At 69.1% G+C, this 15,142-nt stretch carries 18 protein-coding genes; 5 read left to right on the forward strand and 13 right to left on the reverse strand.

The features are described 5' to 3' along the window. Positions 1 to 496: 496 nt before the first annotated feature. The 8 genes from V7Z82_RS07615 to V7Z82_RS07650 form a co-directional block, all read right to left on the reverse strand. A complete protein-coding gene (locus V7Z82_RS07615) occupies positions 497 to 1,342 on the reverse strand; it encodes a PhzF family phenazine biosynthesis protein (protein WP_334149722.1) in 846 nt (281 codons plus the stop codon). An 84-nt stretch (positions 1,343 to 1,426) separates the two neighbouring features. Then, positions 1,427 to 1,600 (reverse strand): CsbD family protein, encoded by a 174-nt coding sequence (locus tag V7Z82_RS07620; RefSeq protein WP_334149724.1) that lies wholly within the window; start codon positions 1,598 to 1,600, stop codon positions 1,427 to 1,429. A 97-nt stretch (positions 1,601 to 1,697) separates the two neighbouring features. Beyond that, the gene (locus tag V7Z82_RS07625; protein ID WP_334149726.1) at positions 1,698 to 1,910 is read right to left on the reverse strand and encodes a hypothetical protein; all 213 of its coding nucleotides are present in this window, start codon (positions 1,908 to 1,910) and stop codon (positions 1,698 to 1,700) included. 32 nt (positions 1,911 to 1,942) lie between these two features. After that, complete coding sequence (locus tag V7Z82_RS07630; RefSeq protein ID WP_334149728.1) at positions 1,943 to 2,557, reverse strand: hypothetical protein; 615 nt, start codon at positions 2,555 to 2,557, stop codon at positions 1,943 to 1,945. Next, complete coding sequence (locus V7Z82_RS07635; protein ID WP_334149730.1) at positions 2,554 to 3,135, reverse strand: DUF6286 domain-containing protein; 582 nt, start codon at positions 3,133 to 3,135, stop codon at positions 2,554 to 2,556. Before V7Z82_RS07635 ends, V7Z82_RS07630 begins: the two co-directional genes overlap by 4 nt. Continuing rightward, on the reverse strand, positions 3,132 to 3,527 hold the full coding sequence (locus V7Z82_RS07640; RefSeq protein WP_334149732.1) for a hypothetical protein: 396 nt from the start codon (positions 3,525 to 3,527) through the stop codon (positions 3,132 to 3,134). The genes V7Z82_RS07635 and V7Z82_RS07640 overlap by 4 nt, the downstream gene beginning before the upstream one ends. Then, positions 3,527 to 3,715, reverse strand: coding sequence for a DUF2273 domain-containing protein (locus V7Z82_RS07645; protein WP_334149734.1), 189 nt, complete (start codon positions 3,713 to 3,715; stop codon positions 3,527 to 3,529). The genes V7Z82_RS07640 and V7Z82_RS07645 overlap by 1 nt, the downstream gene beginning before the upstream one ends. After that, positions 3,712 to 4,242, reverse strand: a complete 531-nt coding sequence (locus tag V7Z82_RS07650) for an Asp23/Gls24 family envelope stress response protein (RefSeq protein ID WP_334149736.1) — start codon at positions 4,240 to 4,242, stop codon at positions 3,712 to 3,714. The genes V7Z82_RS07645 and V7Z82_RS07650 overlap by 4 nt, the downstream gene beginning before the upstream one ends. A gap of 242 nt (positions 4,243 to 4,484) precedes the next feature. On the opposite strand from V7Z82_RS07650, the gene V7Z82_RS07655 reads away from it, so the two are divergent. Next, positions 4,485 to 5,237, forward strand: a complete 753-nt coding sequence (locus V7Z82_RS07655) for an SDR family NAD(P)-dependent oxidoreductase (protein ID WP_334149738.1) — start codon at positions 4,485 to 4,487, stop codon at positions 5,235 to 5,237. Positions 5,238 to 5,420: 183 nt separating this feature from the next. On the opposite strand, the gene hisD (V7Z82_RS07660) is transcribed toward V7Z82_RS07655, so the two are convergent. Next, complete coding sequence (gene hisD / locus V7Z82_RS07660; protein ID WP_334149740.1) at positions 5,421 to 6,737, reverse strand: histidinol dehydrogenase; 1,317 nt, start codon at positions 6,735 to 6,737, stop codon at positions 5,421 to 5,423. A gap of 76 nt (positions 6,738 to 6,813) precedes the next feature. Between hisD (V7Z82_RS07660) and V7Z82_RS07665 the strand changes: the two genes are divergently transcribed. Further along, the gene (locus tag V7Z82_RS07665) at positions 6,814 to 7,740 is read left to right on the forward strand and encodes a LysR family transcriptional regulator (protein WP_334149742.1); all 927 of its coding nucleotides are present in this window, start codon (positions 6,814 to 6,816) and stop codon (positions 7,738 to 7,740) included. 169 nt (positions 7,741 to 7,909) lie between these two features. Here V7Z82_RS07665 and V7Z82_RS07670 read toward each other — a convergent pair whose 3' ends face one another. The 4 genes from V7Z82_RS07670 to V7Z82_RS07685 form a co-directional block, all read right to left on the reverse strand. Further along, on the reverse strand, positions 7,910 to 8,758 hold the full coding sequence (locus V7Z82_RS07670; RefSeq protein WP_334149744.1) for a nitrilase-related carbon-nitrogen hydrolase: 849 nt from the start codon (positions 8,756 to 8,758) through the stop codon (positions 7,910 to 7,912). Beyond that, on the reverse strand, positions 8,751 to 9,920 hold the full coding sequence (locus tag V7Z82_RS07675; RefSeq protein ID WP_334149746.1) for a cupin domain-containing protein: 1,170 nt from the start codon (positions 9,918 to 9,920) through the stop codon (positions 8,751 to 8,753). The genes V7Z82_RS07670 and V7Z82_RS07675 overlap by 8 nt, the downstream gene beginning before the upstream one ends. A 30-nt stretch (positions 9,921 to 9,950) precedes the next feature. Further along, positions 9,951 to 10,931, reverse strand: coding sequence for a nuclear transport factor 2 family protein (locus V7Z82_RS07680; RefSeq protein WP_334149748.1), 981 nt, complete (start codon positions 10,929 to 10,931; stop codon positions 9,951 to 9,953). Between the two features lie 136 nt (positions 10,932 to 11,067). After that, a complete protein-coding gene (locus V7Z82_RS07685) occupies positions 11,068 to 12,069 on the reverse strand; it encodes a LacI family DNA-binding transcriptional regulator (protein WP_334149750.1) in 1,002 nt (333 codons plus the stop codon). Between the two features lie 100 nt (positions 12,070 to 12,169). Here V7Z82_RS07685 and hisD (V7Z82_RS07690) point away from each other — a divergent pair, with 100 nt between their 5' ends. From hisD (V7Z82_RS07690) to V7Z82_RS07700, 3 genes are read left to right on the forward strand one after another with little or no spacing between them, the layout of a single operon-like run. Further along, positions 12,170 to 13,498 (forward strand): histidinol dehydrogenase, encoded by a 1,329-nt coding sequence (gene hisD / locus V7Z82_RS07690; RefSeq protein WP_334149752.1) that lies wholly within the window; start codon positions 12,170 to 12,172, stop codon positions 13,496 to 13,498. Then, on the forward strand, positions 13,495 to 14,253 hold the full coding sequence (locus V7Z82_RS07695; RefSeq protein WP_334149754.1) for an SDR family NAD(P)-dependent oxidoreductase: 759 nt from the start codon (positions 13,495 to 13,497) through the stop codon (positions 14,251 to 14,253). The genes hisD (V7Z82_RS07690) and V7Z82_RS07695 overlap by 4 nt, the downstream gene beginning before the upstream one ends. After that, positions 14,253 to 15,005 (forward strand): HpcH/HpaI aldolase family protein, encoded by a 753-nt coding sequence (locus tag V7Z82_RS07700; RefSeq protein ID WP_334149756.1) that lies wholly within the window; start codon positions 14,253 to 14,255, stop codon positions 15,003 to 15,005. The genes V7Z82_RS07695 and V7Z82_RS07700 overlap by 1 nt, the downstream gene beginning before the upstream one ends. Positions 15,006 to 15,142: the final 137 nt, after the last annotated feature.

Raw genomic sequence — 15,142 nt, forward strand, 5'->3', positions numbered from 1 at the left:
AGCGGCACGCCATTCGGCATACGACTCAGAACACGACGCTCGACCACCCACGGCAGAGCGCTGCAATACGGGATTGATCGTAGGAGGCGCGCGTTCACACCTCTGGCGCTGAAGAGTAGACACATGAGCGTGCGACGCCGCCGACCGAGTGATCTTGACGAGGGCGCGAGGGCGCCGGCGCGCGGGCACGCCTCACTGTCAGCGGCCCGCCGACGAACGGACAGGGGTGGATCACCCGATGATCCACCCCTGTCCTGCACGGGCCCGAGGCGATGCCTCTTCCCGGAGGAGGGAGAGAAAGGCCCGTGCACCCGGCTCCTCGATCGTGAGGGCGATCGAGGGCGAGTCCGTGATGGCGAACCTTGGACCGATCCGCGCGCTCCATCGCGCCGCCGACGAGGACGAGAGGCGAACGAGGTGCCTCAGTCACGCCCAGTCGTAGTGCCAGCAGCGAAACGCTAACAAAGCAGTGTTCACACTCTCGGCAAGGCCAAAGTCAACAGAGCTCGACGAATCCCGAGATGATCACATCTGCACGGCCGCCGACCCACACCTGCTCGGCCTCACGACTGATCCGGATCCGTCCCCGACGTCCGATGGCAGTGCCCTGCGCGGCGAGGTACGGCGCGTCGGCGCGGCCGCTCGCGAGCAACCACTCCGCCGCAGCCGCGTTCAGGCTTCCGGTCACCGGATCCTCGCGCAGCGGCTCGGAGCCGTCGGTGAAGAAGGCGCGCAGCTCGAACGCAGCCTCGGCCCCCTGCGGATGGGGTCCGATCACGCCGATGTACCAGCGCCCCGGATGCGCTGACACATCGGGACGGAGGGTGAGGACCGTCTCCGCGCTGTCGAGCATGAGGCCGACCCAGCCCGGACCGTTGTCGAGCCACTCGGCGTCGACGACCTGCTCCGGACCGATCCCGAGGAGTTCGACCAGCTCCCTGACGAGCTCCGGCGCCACCGGCCCTGACCGGGTTCGGGGCGGGGAGGCGAAGGCGAGCCGATCCCCGTCGACGCGCACGGGGATCAGGCCGGCGGGGCACTGCTGCACCACCGTGCCGGGGGCGGACGGAACACCGCCGGCATCCAGCCAGGCCCGCGTGGTTCCGAGCGTGGGGTGCCCTGCGAACGGGAGCTCGGTGCTCAGATTGAAGATGCGCACACGGTAGTCCGCCCCCGGATCCGTCGGTGGCAGCACGAAGGTGCACTCGGAGAGGTTCGTCCACACCGAGAACCGGCGCAGTTCGTCGTCATCGAGCCCTTCCGCATCGAGCACGACGGCGACGGGGTTCCCCGTCCCGGGGGTCTCACCGAACACATCGACCTGCCGGAATCCACGCTGCATGCCCGGAGCATACCGGGGATCATCTCCGTCCGGGCACGCAAAGGGGCGAGGTCGAATTCGACCCCGCCCCTGCATCCCGTGCAGTCAGTTCTTGAACGCGTCCTTGACGTTCTCGCCGGCCTGCTTGACGTCGGACTTCGCCTGGTCGGCCTTGCCCTCGGCGACGAGCTTGTCGTTGTCGGTGACGTTGCCGATGGCTTCCTTCGCCTTGCCCGCGATGTCCTGCGCTGCGTTCTTGTTCTTGTCGTCCAGTCCCATGATGGTTCCCTTCGTGATGGTGAATCCCTGACGGCGGAACCGCTCCGCCGTCGCATCGTCGGGCCGGCCCCGGCCGACGATACGTCTTGTGGTCCGCTCAGCGGCGGGCCTTCTCGATCCCGCGGCGTACTCGCTTGGCCGCCTTCTCCGCTGCCTTGCGTCGGCGCTTGCGCTGCTTCGGGTCATTCCACATCCGCACCAGCTGGTGACGGACGGACTCGCCCTGGTTGACCTGGACTCTCGACGCGCGAGCACCCACGGCGAATGCGACGAATGCGATGATTCCGATGACGATGATCTTGTTCCGCATGATGCTCCTTGCTGGTCGAGGTCCAGGTCGGCTCAGGAGAGGCGACGCTGGTCGTGCGCGAGCCGCGCTCGAAGTCCGGTGTGAATCGAGACGTATGCGGCGGTGTCGCGTCCCGTGAGGGTGGCGAGGTTGGTCAGCAGTCGGTCGAGGTGATCGACGAGCTCGCGCGGGTCGGTGTTCTGCCGCGGCGTGACCGAGACATGCAGCACCGGCTCGTTGCGGACGTCATTGGCGGTGACGTGGGTCGAGAGGATCTCGTCACGTCCGTCCAACGAGTTCTTCACGGCATCCGACACGAACGACTCGGTGACCGTGACCCGCCCGAGCGTGTTCTGCGATCCGGAGGAGCGCAGGGCCGTGCGCGAGCGACGGCCGGAGACGCTGGTGAGGGCGAGGATCAGGAGGATGATGACCACGACGATCGCCGCCACCGCCCCGATGCCGATCCACGATGCGGACCCGCCGGCGATCGCGCTCGCGCCGATCGCCTGGTCGAGCCACGACTCGGAGTCCTTGCCGGCTGCCGACCAGACGTCGGCTGCGGTCGGCCAGCTCATGATGAGGATGCCGACGGCGCCGAGCCCGAGGAACAGCAGCCCGATGATGAGCAGCAGCACACGGTTCAGTGCGCGGTTCGTGGCGTTCATAGGTCGTCGTCCTTCTCCATCGCGCGTTCGATCCGAACGCGGGTGCGGATGCTCCTGGTGAGGCGGTACGTCTGCAGCTCCTGCTCGACGACCGACTGCACGGTCGCCTGGTCGAGCGGGATGCCGGCACCGGGGCGCATCGTGACGTCGACGCTGCGGTGTCCGACGCCGACGGTGATGTCATCCCTGGGAATGCCGGTCTCATCGGCGATGTGCTGGGCGAGGGCGCTCGCGATCACACCGTTGTCGACGACGACCGCACGGTCGCCGGCCTCGAGTGCGTGCTTCGACAGTCGGCCAGGGGTGACGGCCAGCCAGATGAAGATCAGCCCGATCACGGCCAGCACGATGCTGCCGGCGATGACGAGGCCCGCCGGCTGGGTCGGCAGACCGACCAGCCATCCCGCTGCCGCCGCCGGACCGAGCAGGAGCGCGGGCTGAGCGGCGAGGCTCAGCACGATCTCCAGACCGATGTAGGCGAGGGCGAGGATGAGGAGGACGACCGCGACGAACATCGCGACGGTGCGCGGTGAATGGGTCTCGCGTCGGATGACGCGACGCAGTGCAGGGGTGCTCATCGCACTCGTCTCCGTTCAGGGATGATGGCGCCGGTGATGGTGATGGCGACGCGGGTCACGTCTCGACCGAGGAGGCCGGTGAGACGCTGCTGCAACTGTTCCTGCAGCGCACTCGCCTGCTCGAGCACCGGGACGGTACGGGAGATCTCGGCGGTGTCGCTGAGATCCGGGACGGGCAGCGGTGTGGAGATCCGCAGGGCGAGCCCTGCGCCGCGTTCGATGACGTCGACCTTCACGTCGCTTCTGGAGACGCCGATCAGAGTCGCGGATGCCTGCTCCACGACCGTGCGATAGACGCGTTCCTTCACGTCGACGCGGCCCGGGACGGATTCCCCGCCGGTGGCGGCCGCAGACGGGCCGCCACCGACGAGCACGCTCTGGTCGGTGCGCATCAGGAGGTACGCCGCCCGGTGATGACGTCAGCGAGTCCGCGGACGTCGAGCTTCCCGGACACGATGCGACCGACGATCGCACCGATCCCTGCGAAGAGCGCCATGAGGACGAATCCCCAGAAACCGAACAGCAGGGCCGCGAGGGCGAGGAGTGCGCCGATCAGGGCGCCAGTGGTGGTGGGGGTCATGAGACTCGCGACTCCTCGCCGTCCTGGTTGTTGTCCTGGCCGGGCACGTGCACGTCGTTGACCTCGACGTTGACCTCGACGACCTCGAGTCCGACGAGGCGGGTGATCGCACCGGCGACGGCAGCGCGGACGTTGTTGGCGACGTCCTGGATCGGGGCCGGGTACTCGACCACGATCGTCAGGTCAGCGGCGGCCTGGGTCTCGCCGACCTCGACCTTGACGCCCTGAGCGAGGTCCGTGGCGTTGATCACGTCGCGGATGGCGCCGAAGGCGCGTGCTCCACCGCCACCGAGTGCGTAGACACCGGCGACCTCACGAGCGGCGATACCGGCGACCTTTGCCACCACGCCTTCGGCGATCGTCGTCGTTCCGGCGGCGTCGACGTCAGTGGGGATCCGCGTCGACGAGAACGAGGCGGAGCGGTCCACGCGCGGGGCGGGCGCCGCCTGCTTCGTGGCTGCGGCGGTGTCGGGCAGCCCCTTCTCGGCGGGAGTTGCGGGGGCGGTGTTCTGGTCCTGCGTTGCCATGACGAGTCCTATCACTTCTGATGACCGGCCCTGGCCCCGTTGGGCCTCGACCGGGAGCGATGACGTCGCTCACAGGTAAGACGGGCCGACCGCGTGATTCGTCACAAAAAAGTTCTGGGGATGCGTTCCGGATGATCCATCCACGTGAATCCATCTCCCCATTCCGGGCGTAGGGTGGAAGGAAGGACGGACCGTCCGAGAAGATCTCCCGGCACCGCGACCGCCCGGAAGTGGAGTCACTCGTGGCTCAGTACGACGTCTCGAACCGCTCAGCGATCGTGACGGGAGCAGGCAGCGGAATCGGCCGCTCGACCGCGCTTCTGCTCGCGCAGAACGGCGCATCCGTCGTCGTGAACGACCTGAACGCCGAGCATGCGCAGGCCGTCGTCGACGAGATCCGCGCAGCAGGCGGCGTCGCCGAGGCATCCGTCGGCGACGCGACCGACGTGGCGTGGATCGCAACCTCCGTCGAACTCGCGAACACCCTCGCACCCCTGCGCATCGGCGTGAACAACGCCGGCATCGGCGGAGCATCCGCCCCCACCGCCGAATACCCGGACGACGCGTGGGACAAGGTCATCTCGATCAACCTCAACGCGGTGTTCCGCAACATGAAGGCGCAGATCCCCTCGATCCTCGCGAACGGCGGCGGCTCGGTCGTCAACATCGCGTCGATCCTCGGCAGCGTGGGCTTCGCGAACTCGCCCGCATACGTCGCCGCGAAGCACGCGGTGGTCGGCATGACGAAGTCCGCAGCGCTCGAGTACTCGGCGCAGGGCGTGCGCGTGAACTCGGTGGGCCCCGGCTTCATCGACACCCCACTGCTCGCCACGATGGATGCCGCAGCGCGCGAGTTCCTCGTCAGCAAGCACCCGATCGGACGCCTCGGCCAGGCCGACGAGGTCGCGAACCTGATCGCGTTCCTCGCGAGCGACGCCGCCAGCTTCATCACCGGCAGCTACCACCTCGTCGACGGCGGCTACACGGCTCCCTGAGTCGCAGCATCCGCGGCCGTCCGCCCCGCGACGAGCGGCCCCCTTCTGTGCGAACGGCCCCTTTGAGTACGTACTCAAAGGGGCCGTTCGCACGCAGAGGGGCCCCTCGGCACAGGATGCCGGATGCCGCGTGCCGGATGCCGGATGCCGGATGCCGGATGCCGGATGCCGGATGCCGCGGGGCTACTCGAAGGCGGCGAGGCGCAGGGTCGCGGTGGCGCTGTGCGCGGCCATGCCCTCTGAGTCCGAGATCACCTGCACGGCGTTCGCGAGCTCTGGCGTCGCCTCGCGCGTGATGCGCTGATACGTCAGCGGCTTCAGGAACCGCGAGACCGACAGCCCGGCGCTGTGCTTCGCGCCGCCGGCGGTCGGCAGCACGTGGTTCGTGCCGGCCATGCCCTTGTCGGAGTACGCGACCGTGCTCCACGGTCCGAGGAAGATCGAGCCGTAGTTGCGCAGCGTCGAGTGGTACCAGTCGTCATCCGCGGTGAGCAGCTCGAGGTGCTCTGGCGCGAGGTCGTCCATGAGCGCGGCGGCGGTCTCGCGGTCCTTCGCGACCGTGACGACGCCGTAGTCCCGCCACGCCGCCCCGGCGATCTCCGCGGTCGCGAGGGTCTCGAGCTGCCGATCGATCGCGGCGATCACGGCACGACCGTGCTCCTCCGACGTCGTGACCAGCGCCGCAGGAGAGTTCGGGCCGTGCTCGGCCTGCCCGAGCAGGTCGGCGGCGACGAGCTCGGGGTCGGCGGTCTCGTCCGAGATCACGGCGACCTCACTGGGACCCGCCAGCAGGTCGATCGCGACCGTGCCGAACAGCTGCCTCTTGGCCTCGGCGACGAACGCGTTGCCCGCGCCGACGAGCATGTCGACCGGCAGTTCGCCGAGCAGCCCGTAGGCCATCGCTGCGAGCGCCTGCACGCCACCGATCACGAACACCCGGTCGACACCCGACAGGTGCGCGGCGTAGACCACGGCGTCGTTCGCGCCGCCGTCCGGCTGCGGAGGAGTGCACGCGATCACGGTCGGCACGCCGGCGGCCTTCGCGACGCCGACCGTCATGAACGCGCTCGCGGTGAGCGGGAAGCGTCCGGCGGGCAGGTACGCGCCGACGCGGGCGACCGGGATGTACCTCGCGCCGGTGACGATGCCGGGCACGAACTCGGTCTCGAAGTCGGTGAGGTGCTCGCGCGACGCGCGGGCGAAGGCCTGCGTCCGTTCGGCACCGAGCTCGATCGCTGCGCGGAGGTCGGGAGCGAGCCGGTCGCCACTGCTGGCGATCTGCTCGGCGGTGAGCTCGATGTCGGCGCCCTGGTAGTTGTCGAGCGTTCGGGCGTAGTCGAGCACGGCGTCCAGGCCACGCTCGCGGATGTCGGCGAGCATCGTGGTGACGGTCTCGATCACGGCCGGATCGCGCTGTGCGGCCGGTGCGTCGATGAGCGGGGTCTTGAGGTGGTGGAACGCGCCGTCGAGGCGGGCGAGCACTGCTGAGGAGTAACGCATGCAGGAAGGCTAGATCGGCTGCATCCATCCGACAAGCCTGATGATACGTGACATAACATCGGGTTTACCATTGGCTGTGACCATCACCCAGCTGACCGCGTTCCTGGCGGCCCTCGAGCACGGCTCGTTCACCGCTGCGGCCGCGCATCTCGACATGACGCAGGCCTCGGTCTCCGAACTGGTCGCGCGCCTCGAACGCGAACTCGGCGTCACCCTGTTCACCCGCGGCAGCCGCCGCCTCGTGCCGACGGAGGCAGCCGTCGAACTGCGCCCCCACGCGACGCAGGCCGTCAGCGCGGTGCAGAACGGGATCGACACGATCCAGGCGCTAACCTCGCTCGACCGCGGCACCTGCACCTTCGGCGTGCTGCGCAACGCGGCCTACTACGCGCTCGCCGATCTCGCCGAGACGTTCCACCACCGGCATCCGAACGTGCGGCTGCGGCTCGTCGGCATCAACTCGGCGCATGTCGCCCGCTCGATCGCGAACGGGGAGCTGGAGGCGGGGCTGCTGGTGCTGCCGGTCGACGAGGACGGCCTCGAGGTGCGCCCGCTGTTCCGCGACGAGGTGCTCTACGCCTCGGCGACGCGAGGGTCGAAGGATGGCGCGGTCACGATCGACGAGGTCGCCGGGGCGAAGCTCGTGCTCTACGACGCATTCGCCGGCTGGGACGACCCCACCCGCCGCCAGCTGCTCGAACGAGCGCGCCTGCGCGGACTGTCGATCGAGCCGGCGGTCGAGGTCGAGCACGTCGAGACCGCACTCGATCTGGTCGCCGCCGGCACGGCCGCCACGATCGTCTCTCGGTCGATCGCGGAGTCCGAGGGGTTTCCCGCCGGCATCCGCACCTTCCCGTTCGCCGAGCCGATGCACGACACGATCGCGCTCGTGCAGCGCGAGGGGATGCTGCTGTCGCCGGCGACCCGGCGACTCGCCGAGCTCGCGGAGCGGATGCTGCGCGAACGCCTCCCCGAGCATCAGGGCCGCACGCCGCTCGACTGAGCCGCCCGGGCTCGGGCCTGATCCCCCGCGTTGGGCGGACTTCACACCCGCGGGAGGAGCCAGGGGGCCGGACGCTCAGCCCGAGGCCGGGTTCTCCTCCCGGCAGCGCGCCTCCGGACCGCGCACCTCCTGACAGCGAGCCTCCCGACAGCGCGTCCGGCCGACGAGCTCAGTACAGCTCGGCCCGACGGTCGTCGAAGAGGTGGTTGTGCGGCGGCAGCGACTTCTCGCGCACGGCCGCGAGCGACAGCACCGCGGTGGCGCCCATCACGGCCCGGAACGCGACGATCCATCCCTGCTCATCGATGATCGCGGTGCCGTCGGTCCAGTCGACGCCGCGCTCGGATCCCCAGCGGTCGGCGATCACGACCGGCAGCCGCGAGGAGCGAGCCGCGGCCATGGCCTGGATCAACTCCGGCGCATGCTCGCCCTCTGGACGCGGCACGAGCGGCCAGTTGACCGGCAGCGCCAGCACGTCGGCCCCGGCGAGCGCGAGCCTGCGGGGCACTTCGGGGAACTCGTTGTCGTAGCAGAGGGCCACGCCGAGGCGCCCGAAGGAGGTGTCGACCACGAGGCCGGCTTCAGGGCCTCGATCGAACATGAGCGTCTCCGCGCCCCATAGGTGCGACTTCCGGTAGTCGGCCAGGCGCGCGATGCGGGTGAGCACGGCGGCGGTATTGAACAGACGCTCTCCCGCCCGTTCGGCATAGCCGACCACGACCACTGCATCCTCGGGGATGACCTCCTGCACGGCGGCCCAGCGGGTATCGTCGGCGGCGATCGAAGCATGCAGTGCCTCGTCGCGATCGGCGAACACGTACCCGCTCGTGGCGAGCTCGGGCAGCACGATCAGCTGCGCCTGTCGGCGCGCGGCAGCCGAGACGGCGTCGCGGATGCGGGCGAGGTTGCCGTCGACGTCGCCGAGCACGATCTCCGGCGAGAGGGCGATGGCCCTGATGCCGGAGACGCCGGAGCGCGAGGAGCCGTCGGCCCCTCGCGCCCCTTCGTTCTCAGTCATCTTCAGTGGCGGTGACCATCACTCCGAGCGGTGCGAGGTATCCGTTGGGGTCGATCGTCCAGTCGGCCGCGGCTGCCGCCTCGACGACCTCCGGTGCCCACTCGAGGTAGACGCGGTCGTCGCCGCCGTTGATCACGAGCACCGTGCCGGTGCCGCTCTCGTCGCCCTCGACGCAGGTGTACGAGCGCCATGCTCCCTCCGGCACCGAGAAGGCGTCGCCGGGGCCGAGGTTCACTGTCGTGGTCGAGTCATCGTTCAGCGTGACCTCCCAGCGACCGGTCTTGAACAGCAGCGCCTGCGTCTTGTCATGGCGGTGACGCAGCACACCCTGGCCGGGTTCGGCCTTCACCCACGCGAGGTTGAAGGAGTGGGGCTCGTGCACGTTCGGCACCTGACGGCGGTTCTCCGACATGCCGTAGCCGATCGCGGTGGCGAGCTCGACGCGTCCGCCCTCGACCGCAGCGCACAGCAGTGCGGCGGCGGAGTACCTGCGGTCACCGGGCTGGATCACGCGCGAACGCATGTCCTCGACGGTGTACGTGGTGAGCTCGTCGATGTAGTGCTGCTTCATCGGCGTGATCAGCGCGACGTCGTCGGGCAGCACGTCACCGGCGACGGTGTCGATCAGCTGGTTGTCGGCGGTGAGGTGCAGGCCGTACGACTCCGCCTCGCGCAGGACCGACGGTCCCCAGATGATGCCGCCGTTGTCGTCTCGACCGAGCACCGTGTAGAGGATGCCCTCATCCGGCCCCTCGTTCGTGAACCCGCGGAAGATCCAGGTCGGGATGGTGACGATGTCGCCGTCATGGCTGATGTACTCGCCCTGCTTGCCGTCCACGCCCCAGCGGAGGCGGAACTCGCCGCCGAGGTTGATGAAGACCTCGGCAGTGAAGTGCAGGTGCAGGTTGTTCGAGATGCCGTTCGGCATGCCGGCCGCGCCCGTGTTGAACCCGTGGTTCTCCTCGAGGTTCACGTACTGGTTCGCGTTCTGCGAGACCCCTGCGCCGATGAAGGCGTAGTTCTCCTTGCGGTCGGACCCGGGCGTCCGGCAGTCGATGAATGCCGAGTTGCAGGGCACCCAGTCGGTGCGGCGGATGGTCCGGCGCTCAACCTCGTTCGCGTCGACGATGACGTCGGCCTGGTCGACGATGGCGTTACTCATTGCTTCTTCTCCTTGTCGATCAGCGGGTGATCAGTAGATGTTGGCGAATGCGACGGGCTCGTCGCCTCGCTGGCCTTGGATCTGAGCCCGAAGGGCGATGTCGTCCCACAGGCGGACCTCCTTGACGAGGGCGCCGTTGTGGAACGTGAACTGCGAGATGCCGAGCACGTCGACCGGCTTGCCGGTGAGGGGTCCGTAGTTCGGGACGCCGTTGTAGTCGCCGACGAACTTCCACACGACGGCGACGCGGAGGCCCGCGTACCGCACGTCGTAGTTGGTCTGGATGTCGCGGATCTCGAACTGTCCGCCGGGGAACGACTCGAGGAAGCGCAGCAGCGCCCGACGGTACCCCTCCGGACGGATGACGAGGCGGTTGCCGACCGTCAGGAGCACGAGGTCGCGCTCGAAGAACTTCTCGACCTTCTGCAGGTCGCGGTCGTTCCAGACGGTCGCGATCAGGTCGATCACGGTCTCGACCTCGGAGCGGTACTCGTCGGGACGCACGCCCGAGTCGCCCTTCGCGATCGGATCGGCCGGGGCCGGCTCGTTCCAGGAGCCGGAGAAGCCGCGGAAGGTCTGCGCCTTCGCGACCTCGTCGAGATCTTCACCACGGGCGAGGGGGCCGGCGAGCGTGTCGCGGACGACCCACTCCTCGACCATGCGGCCGCGGCGGTAGAGGCAGTTGGCGATCGTGCGGCTGAACTCCGAGGTCTGCAGGTGGCCGGAGAGCACGAGGTGCGAGCTGAGGAACGCGTCGTCGCCGCGCTGCTCCCAGATCACGTCCTCGGCCTGGCCGGTGCGGTCGGGGGTCGCCGAGATCCGCATGAGCGATCCCTCGATGACCTCGTCGCGGTTCGAGGAGGTGCCGAGACCGCCGTGCACGATCGAGTCCGGCTCGTAGTTCTCACGGATGTAGTGGATCGACCGGTCGACCCAGATGAGGTCGGTGACTTCACGGATGAAGTCGTCGGGGTCCTTGTACGGCAGATAGGCGACCGGGTCGAGAGACACGCGTTTCACTCCTTCGAGATCAGAGTCTGCGGTTCATCGGTGATCGCAGGCTTCGTTGTCGCCAGTGTATGCGTATGCACAACACGACGCAAGAGTCAGCTCAGCGCACACGGTGATCATTCCCCGAGGTGAGCGCTCAGCCGGTGGGAGCGGCCGTCAGGGTGCGCCGCGGCACGAACGCGGATTCGAAGCGGGTGCTCTCGCGCTCGGCGTCCGGGTTCTCGATGCGCCGCACGATGAGGTCGGCTGCGGCCCGCGCCATCCCGGCGATGTCGTAGCCGACGGTCGCGAGATCGATGATGGGCCAGGCGGCCTCCGGCAGATCGTCGAAGCCGATGATCGACAGATCCTCCGGCACGCGGAGCCCGGCGCGGTGCGCGGCGTTCAGAGCGCCGTACGCCACGACGTCATTGCCGCAGAACAGCAGGGTCGGGCGATCGTCGACCGTCAGCAGCTCGGATGCCGCGGCCTCACCCTCGGCTGCACCGTACGGCACCCGACGGGTGTCGCTCTCGCTCAGCGTCAGTCCGTTCGCGACCAGGGCGGCACGCAGCGCGGTCTCCCGGCTCTGCGCGGTACTGGTGTTGCTCGGGCCGAGCACGGCACCGATATGGCGGTGGCCCAGCTCGACGGCTCGGCGAACGGCCTCCGCATACCCCGGAGCGGGGTCGACGACCGTGGCATCCGCATCCACCAGCGCACCGGTGCGGTTGAAGTACACGAACGGCAGCCCGCGGTCCTTCAAGCGCAGCGGCGCGACCGAGTCGACCGTCGTGGTCGCGAGGATGACGCCGTCGAGGCCGTTCGCGAGCAGGCGCTCGACGATCGTGCCGTTGTCCGCCGACTCCGTGTGCAGCATCAGCTGATAGCCGAGCGCCTCGAGCTCACGGTGCACCGGCGCGATGATGTGCGAGTAGAACTGGTTGTCGAGGTCGGTCAGCAGCAGTCCGATGCGCCTGGTGCGGCCGGATGACAGCGCACGACCCGCCTCGCTCGGCACGTAGCCCAGCAGCTGGGCGGCTTCGCGGACCCGGAGCTTGGTGGCCTCGGAGACGCGCGAGTCGTCTCTCAGGGCACGCGACACCGTCGGCTGGGAGACCCCGGCCAACCGCGCCACATCACGACTCGTGACGACCATCTGACGCCTCCCCCTCGATTCCAGGGATTCTACTGCCCTTGACGACGGAATGCATACGCGGTCATAATCAGCACATACGTATGCAATGAAAGGACGGGCCATGCCCCTGCATCTGAAGACCGCGCCGACGAAGACGTTCGCGGACACCGCTCAGCAGGATGTCGCCGAGCGAGTTCGGACGATCATCGGCGACATCCGCGAGAACGGCGACGCCGCCGTCCGGCGGTACGCCGAGCAGTTCGACAACTGGAGCCGCGACTCGTACCGGCTCACCGAGGACGAGATCACCGAGATCATCGGCACCCTCCCCGAGCAGGTCATCACCGACATCGAGTTCGTGCAGTCGCAGGTGCGCCGCTTCGCCCAGGCGCAGCGCGACTCCCTCGTCGACATCGAGGTCGAGACGCTCCCCGGCGTCTTCCTCGGTCAGAAGCACGTCCCGGTGCAGGCAGCCGGCGCGTACATCCCCGGCGGCAAGTACCCGCTCACGGCATCCGCGCACATGACGATCATCACCGCCAAGGTCGCGGGCGTCCCCCGCGTCGTCGCGTGCACCCCGCCGATCCGCGGCGAGATCCCCGCCGCCACGATCGCCGCCATGAAGATGGCCGGCGCCGACGAGATCTACCTCCTCGGCGGCGTGCAGGCCGTCGCGGCGATGGCCGTCGGCACCGACTCGATCGAGCCGGTCAACATGATCGCCGGTCCAGGCAACGCCTATGTCGCCGAGGCGAAGCGTCAGCTGTTCGGCGAGGTGGGCATCGACCTGTTCGCGGGACCGACCGAGATCCTGATCGTCGCGGACGAGCACGCCGACCCCTTCTTCACGGCGGTCGATCTGCTCTCGCAGGCCGAGCACGGCCCCGACTCGCCCGCGGTGCTCGTGACCACCTCGCAGCAGCTCGCGGAGGAGGTCATGGACTGGATCGAGAAGATCCTCCCCGGGATGCCGACGCGCGACTACGCCGGACCGGCATGGCGCGACTGGGGCCAGGTGATCGTGGCCGACGACCTCGACGAGGCATACCGGATCGCGGACGGTTTCGCCTTCGAGCATGTGCAGATCTTCACCGAGAACCCGCGTGAGGCGCTCACGAAGATGCACGACTACGGTGCGCTGTTCCTCGGCGAGAACACCTGCGTCTCCTACGGCGACAAGGTCATCGGGACCAACCACGTGCTGCCGACGCTCGGCGCCGCCCGTTACACGGGAGGACTCTGGGTCGGCAAGTACCTGCGCACCGTGACGTACCAGGAGGTGCAGAACACCCAGTCGTCCGCCGAGCTCGGCGCCGTCTGCGGCCGTGCGGCTCGCGTCGAGCTGTTCGAGGGGCACGCTCGCTCCGGCGATGCGCGCGCCTGGCGTCACGCCGGCACGGAGTTCGCCTGGATCGAGGAGAGCCACGCGGTCGGCGCGGAGTCGCGATGACCGACCTCACGGGTCGCAGTGCCGTGATCACCGGCGGCGGCAGCGGACTCGGGGCGGCCATCGCCCGGTCGCTGCACGCCGCCGGCGCTGACGTCATCCTGGTCGGCCGCGATGAGCGCAAGCTCGCCGCGGTCGCGGCGGAGCTCGGGTCGAGGGCGCGCGGACTCTCGTGCGACGTGTCGGATGCGGCATCCGTCGACGCCCTCCGCGAAGCGCTCGGTGACACGGAGGTGTCGATCCTCGTGAACAACGCCGGCATTCCCGGCCCGGTCGCGGCACTCACCGACATCGACGTGGACGACTGGGACGAGGTGTTCGACGTGAACGTGCGCGGCACCTTCCTGCTCTGCAAGGCGCTGCTGCCCGGCATGATCGCGCGGGGCGACGGCGATGTGATCAACGTCGCCTCGGTCTCGGGCAAGCGGCCGCTCGCGCATCGCACGCCGTACTGCGCGTCGAAGATGGCCGTGATCGGCCTCACCTCGACGCTCGCGTTCGAGGTCGGACCGTCGGGGGTTCGAGTGAACTCGCTCTCGCCTGGTCCGGTCGCCGGCCCCAGGATGGAGCGGAACTTCCGGCTCGAGGCCGAGCGCTCCGGGTCGAGCATCGGCGACGCGGAGCAGGCCTTCGTCTCGCGCGCGGCGCTCGGACGCATGGTCACCGAGGCCGAGGTCGGCAGCGCCGTCGTCGCGATGCTCGGGATGCCCGGCATGTGCGGCGCCGACGTCGACCTCTCGGCCGGGATGGTGGCGTGATGCCGCGCGGTCGAGCCTCGCTGCGCGAGCGCGCGAACGAGGGCGAGAAGCTGATCGGCGCACTGCTGCGGATGCCGTCGGAGGAGCTCGTCGAGATGCTCGCCGTCGCCGGGTTCGACTTCGTGCTGATCGACTGCGAGCACGGGCCGGCCGACGTCGTCGCACTGCGTCAGCACCTGGCGGTCGCCGCGGTGCACGGGGTGCCCGTGATCGTGCGCGTCGGCGAGGGCGACCGCGCGCAGATCCTTCGGGTGCTCGACCAGGGCGCGGAGGGCATCCTCGCTCCGCATCTCGACACGGCGGCGGATGCTGCGGAACTCGTCGACGCCTCGCTGTACCCGCCGGTCGGCAGCCGCGGCTTCGCGACGTACAGTCGCGCCGGCGGGTTCGGCCAGGTCGATCCGGCAGTGCACCGCGACTGGTGGCTCGAGCACACGCTGGTGCTCGGCATGATCGAGTCGCCGCTGGGTGTGGCGAACGTCGGGGAGATCGTCGCGACGCCTCGGCTCGACGGCATCATGGTCGGTCCGGCGGATCTCGCCGCGAGCTCAGGCCCGGACGACAGCGCTGTGCCCGACGCGATCGCCGCGGTGCACACCGCTCTGGCGGCGGCGGGGTCGCTGCGCATGGACATCGTCGGCACTCGGGCGGCAGCCGACGCATCCTTCGCCGCCGGCGCCGACCTCGTCGTCTACAACCTGGCCTCGTCGCTGCTCGCGCACCTGACGGATCTGGCGCACCCCGCTCGTTGAGTCGCCGCGGCGCCGCCGGCGTGCATCCGATCACGCATCGGCGCACGCAACGAAGGAGATCTCCCGCGATGCAGGATGCATCCGCAGCATCCGTCCGTCATTCCGGGAGATCTCCTTCAGAACGCGCGTGCTGAAGG

Source organism: Microbacterium sp., from assembly GCF_036823965.1.
In the GTDB taxonomy this organism is placed as follows: domain Bacteria; phylum Actinomycetota; class Actinomycetes; order Actinomycetales; family Microbacteriaceae; genus Microbacterium.

Excerpts from the sequence above, each read along its gene's own strand:
- hisD (WP_334149752.1), top strand. The coding sequence starts at position 12,170 with ATGCCCCTGCATCTGAAGACCGCGCCGACGAAGACGTTCGCGGACACC.
- V7Z82_RS07635 (WP_334149730.1), bottom strand. The coding sequence starts at position 3,135 with ATGAGCACCCCTGCACTGCGTCGCGTCATCCGACGCGAGACCCATTCA.
- V7Z82_RS07685 (WP_334149750.1), bottom strand. The coding sequence starts at position 12,069 with ATGGTCGTCACGAGTCGTGATGTGGCGCGGTTGGCCGGGGTCTCCCAG.
- V7Z82_RS07675 (WP_334149746.1), bottom strand. The coding sequence starts at position 9,920 with ATGAGTAACGCCATCGTCGACCAGGCCGACGTCATCGTCGACGCGAAC.
- V7Z82_RS07640 (WP_334149732.1), bottom strand. The coding sequence starts at position 3,527 with ATGCGCACCGACCAGAGCGTGCTCGTCGGTGGCGGCCCGTCTGCGGCC.
- V7Z82_RS07650 (WP_334149736.1), bottom strand. The coding sequence starts at position 4,242 with ATGGCAACGCAGGACCAGAACACCGCCCCCGCAACTCCCGCCGAGAAG.
- V7Z82_RS07620 (WP_334149724.1), bottom strand. The coding sequence starts at position 1,600 with ATGGGACTGGACGACAAGAACAAGAACGCAGCGCAGGACATCGCGGGC.
- V7Z82_RS07625 (WP_334149726.1), bottom strand. The coding sequence starts at position 1,910 with ATGCGGAACAAGATCATCGTCATCGGAATCATCGCATTCGTCGCATTC.
- V7Z82_RS07630 (WP_334149728.1), bottom strand. The coding sequence starts at position 2,557 with ATGAACGCCACGAACCGCGCACTGAACCGTGTGCTGCTGCTCATCATC.
- V7Z82_RS07700 (WP_334149756.1), top strand. The coding sequence starts at position 14,253 with ATGCCGCGCGGTCGAGCCTCGCTGCGCGAGCGCGCGAACGAGGGCGAG.
- V7Z82_RS07615 (WP_334149722.1), bottom strand. The coding sequence starts at position 1,342 with ATGCAGCGTGGATTCCGGCAGGTCGATGTGTTCGGTGAGACCCCCGGG.
- V7Z82_RS07695 (WP_334149754.1), top strand. The coding sequence starts at position 13,495 with ATGACCGACCTCACGGGTCGCAGTGCCGTGATCACCGGCGGCGGCAGC.
- V7Z82_RS07670 (WP_334149744.1), bottom strand. The coding sequence starts at position 8,758 with ATGACTGAGAACGAAGGGGCGCGAGGGGCCGACGGCTCCTCGCGCTCC.
- hisD (WP_334149740.1), bottom strand. The coding sequence starts at position 6,737 with ATGCGTTACTCCTCAGCAGTGCTCGCCCGCCTCGACGGCGCGTTCCAC.
- V7Z82_RS07645 (WP_334149734.1), bottom strand. The coding sequence starts at position 3,715 with ATGACCCCCACCACCACTGGCGCCCTGATCGGCGCACTCCTCGCCCTC.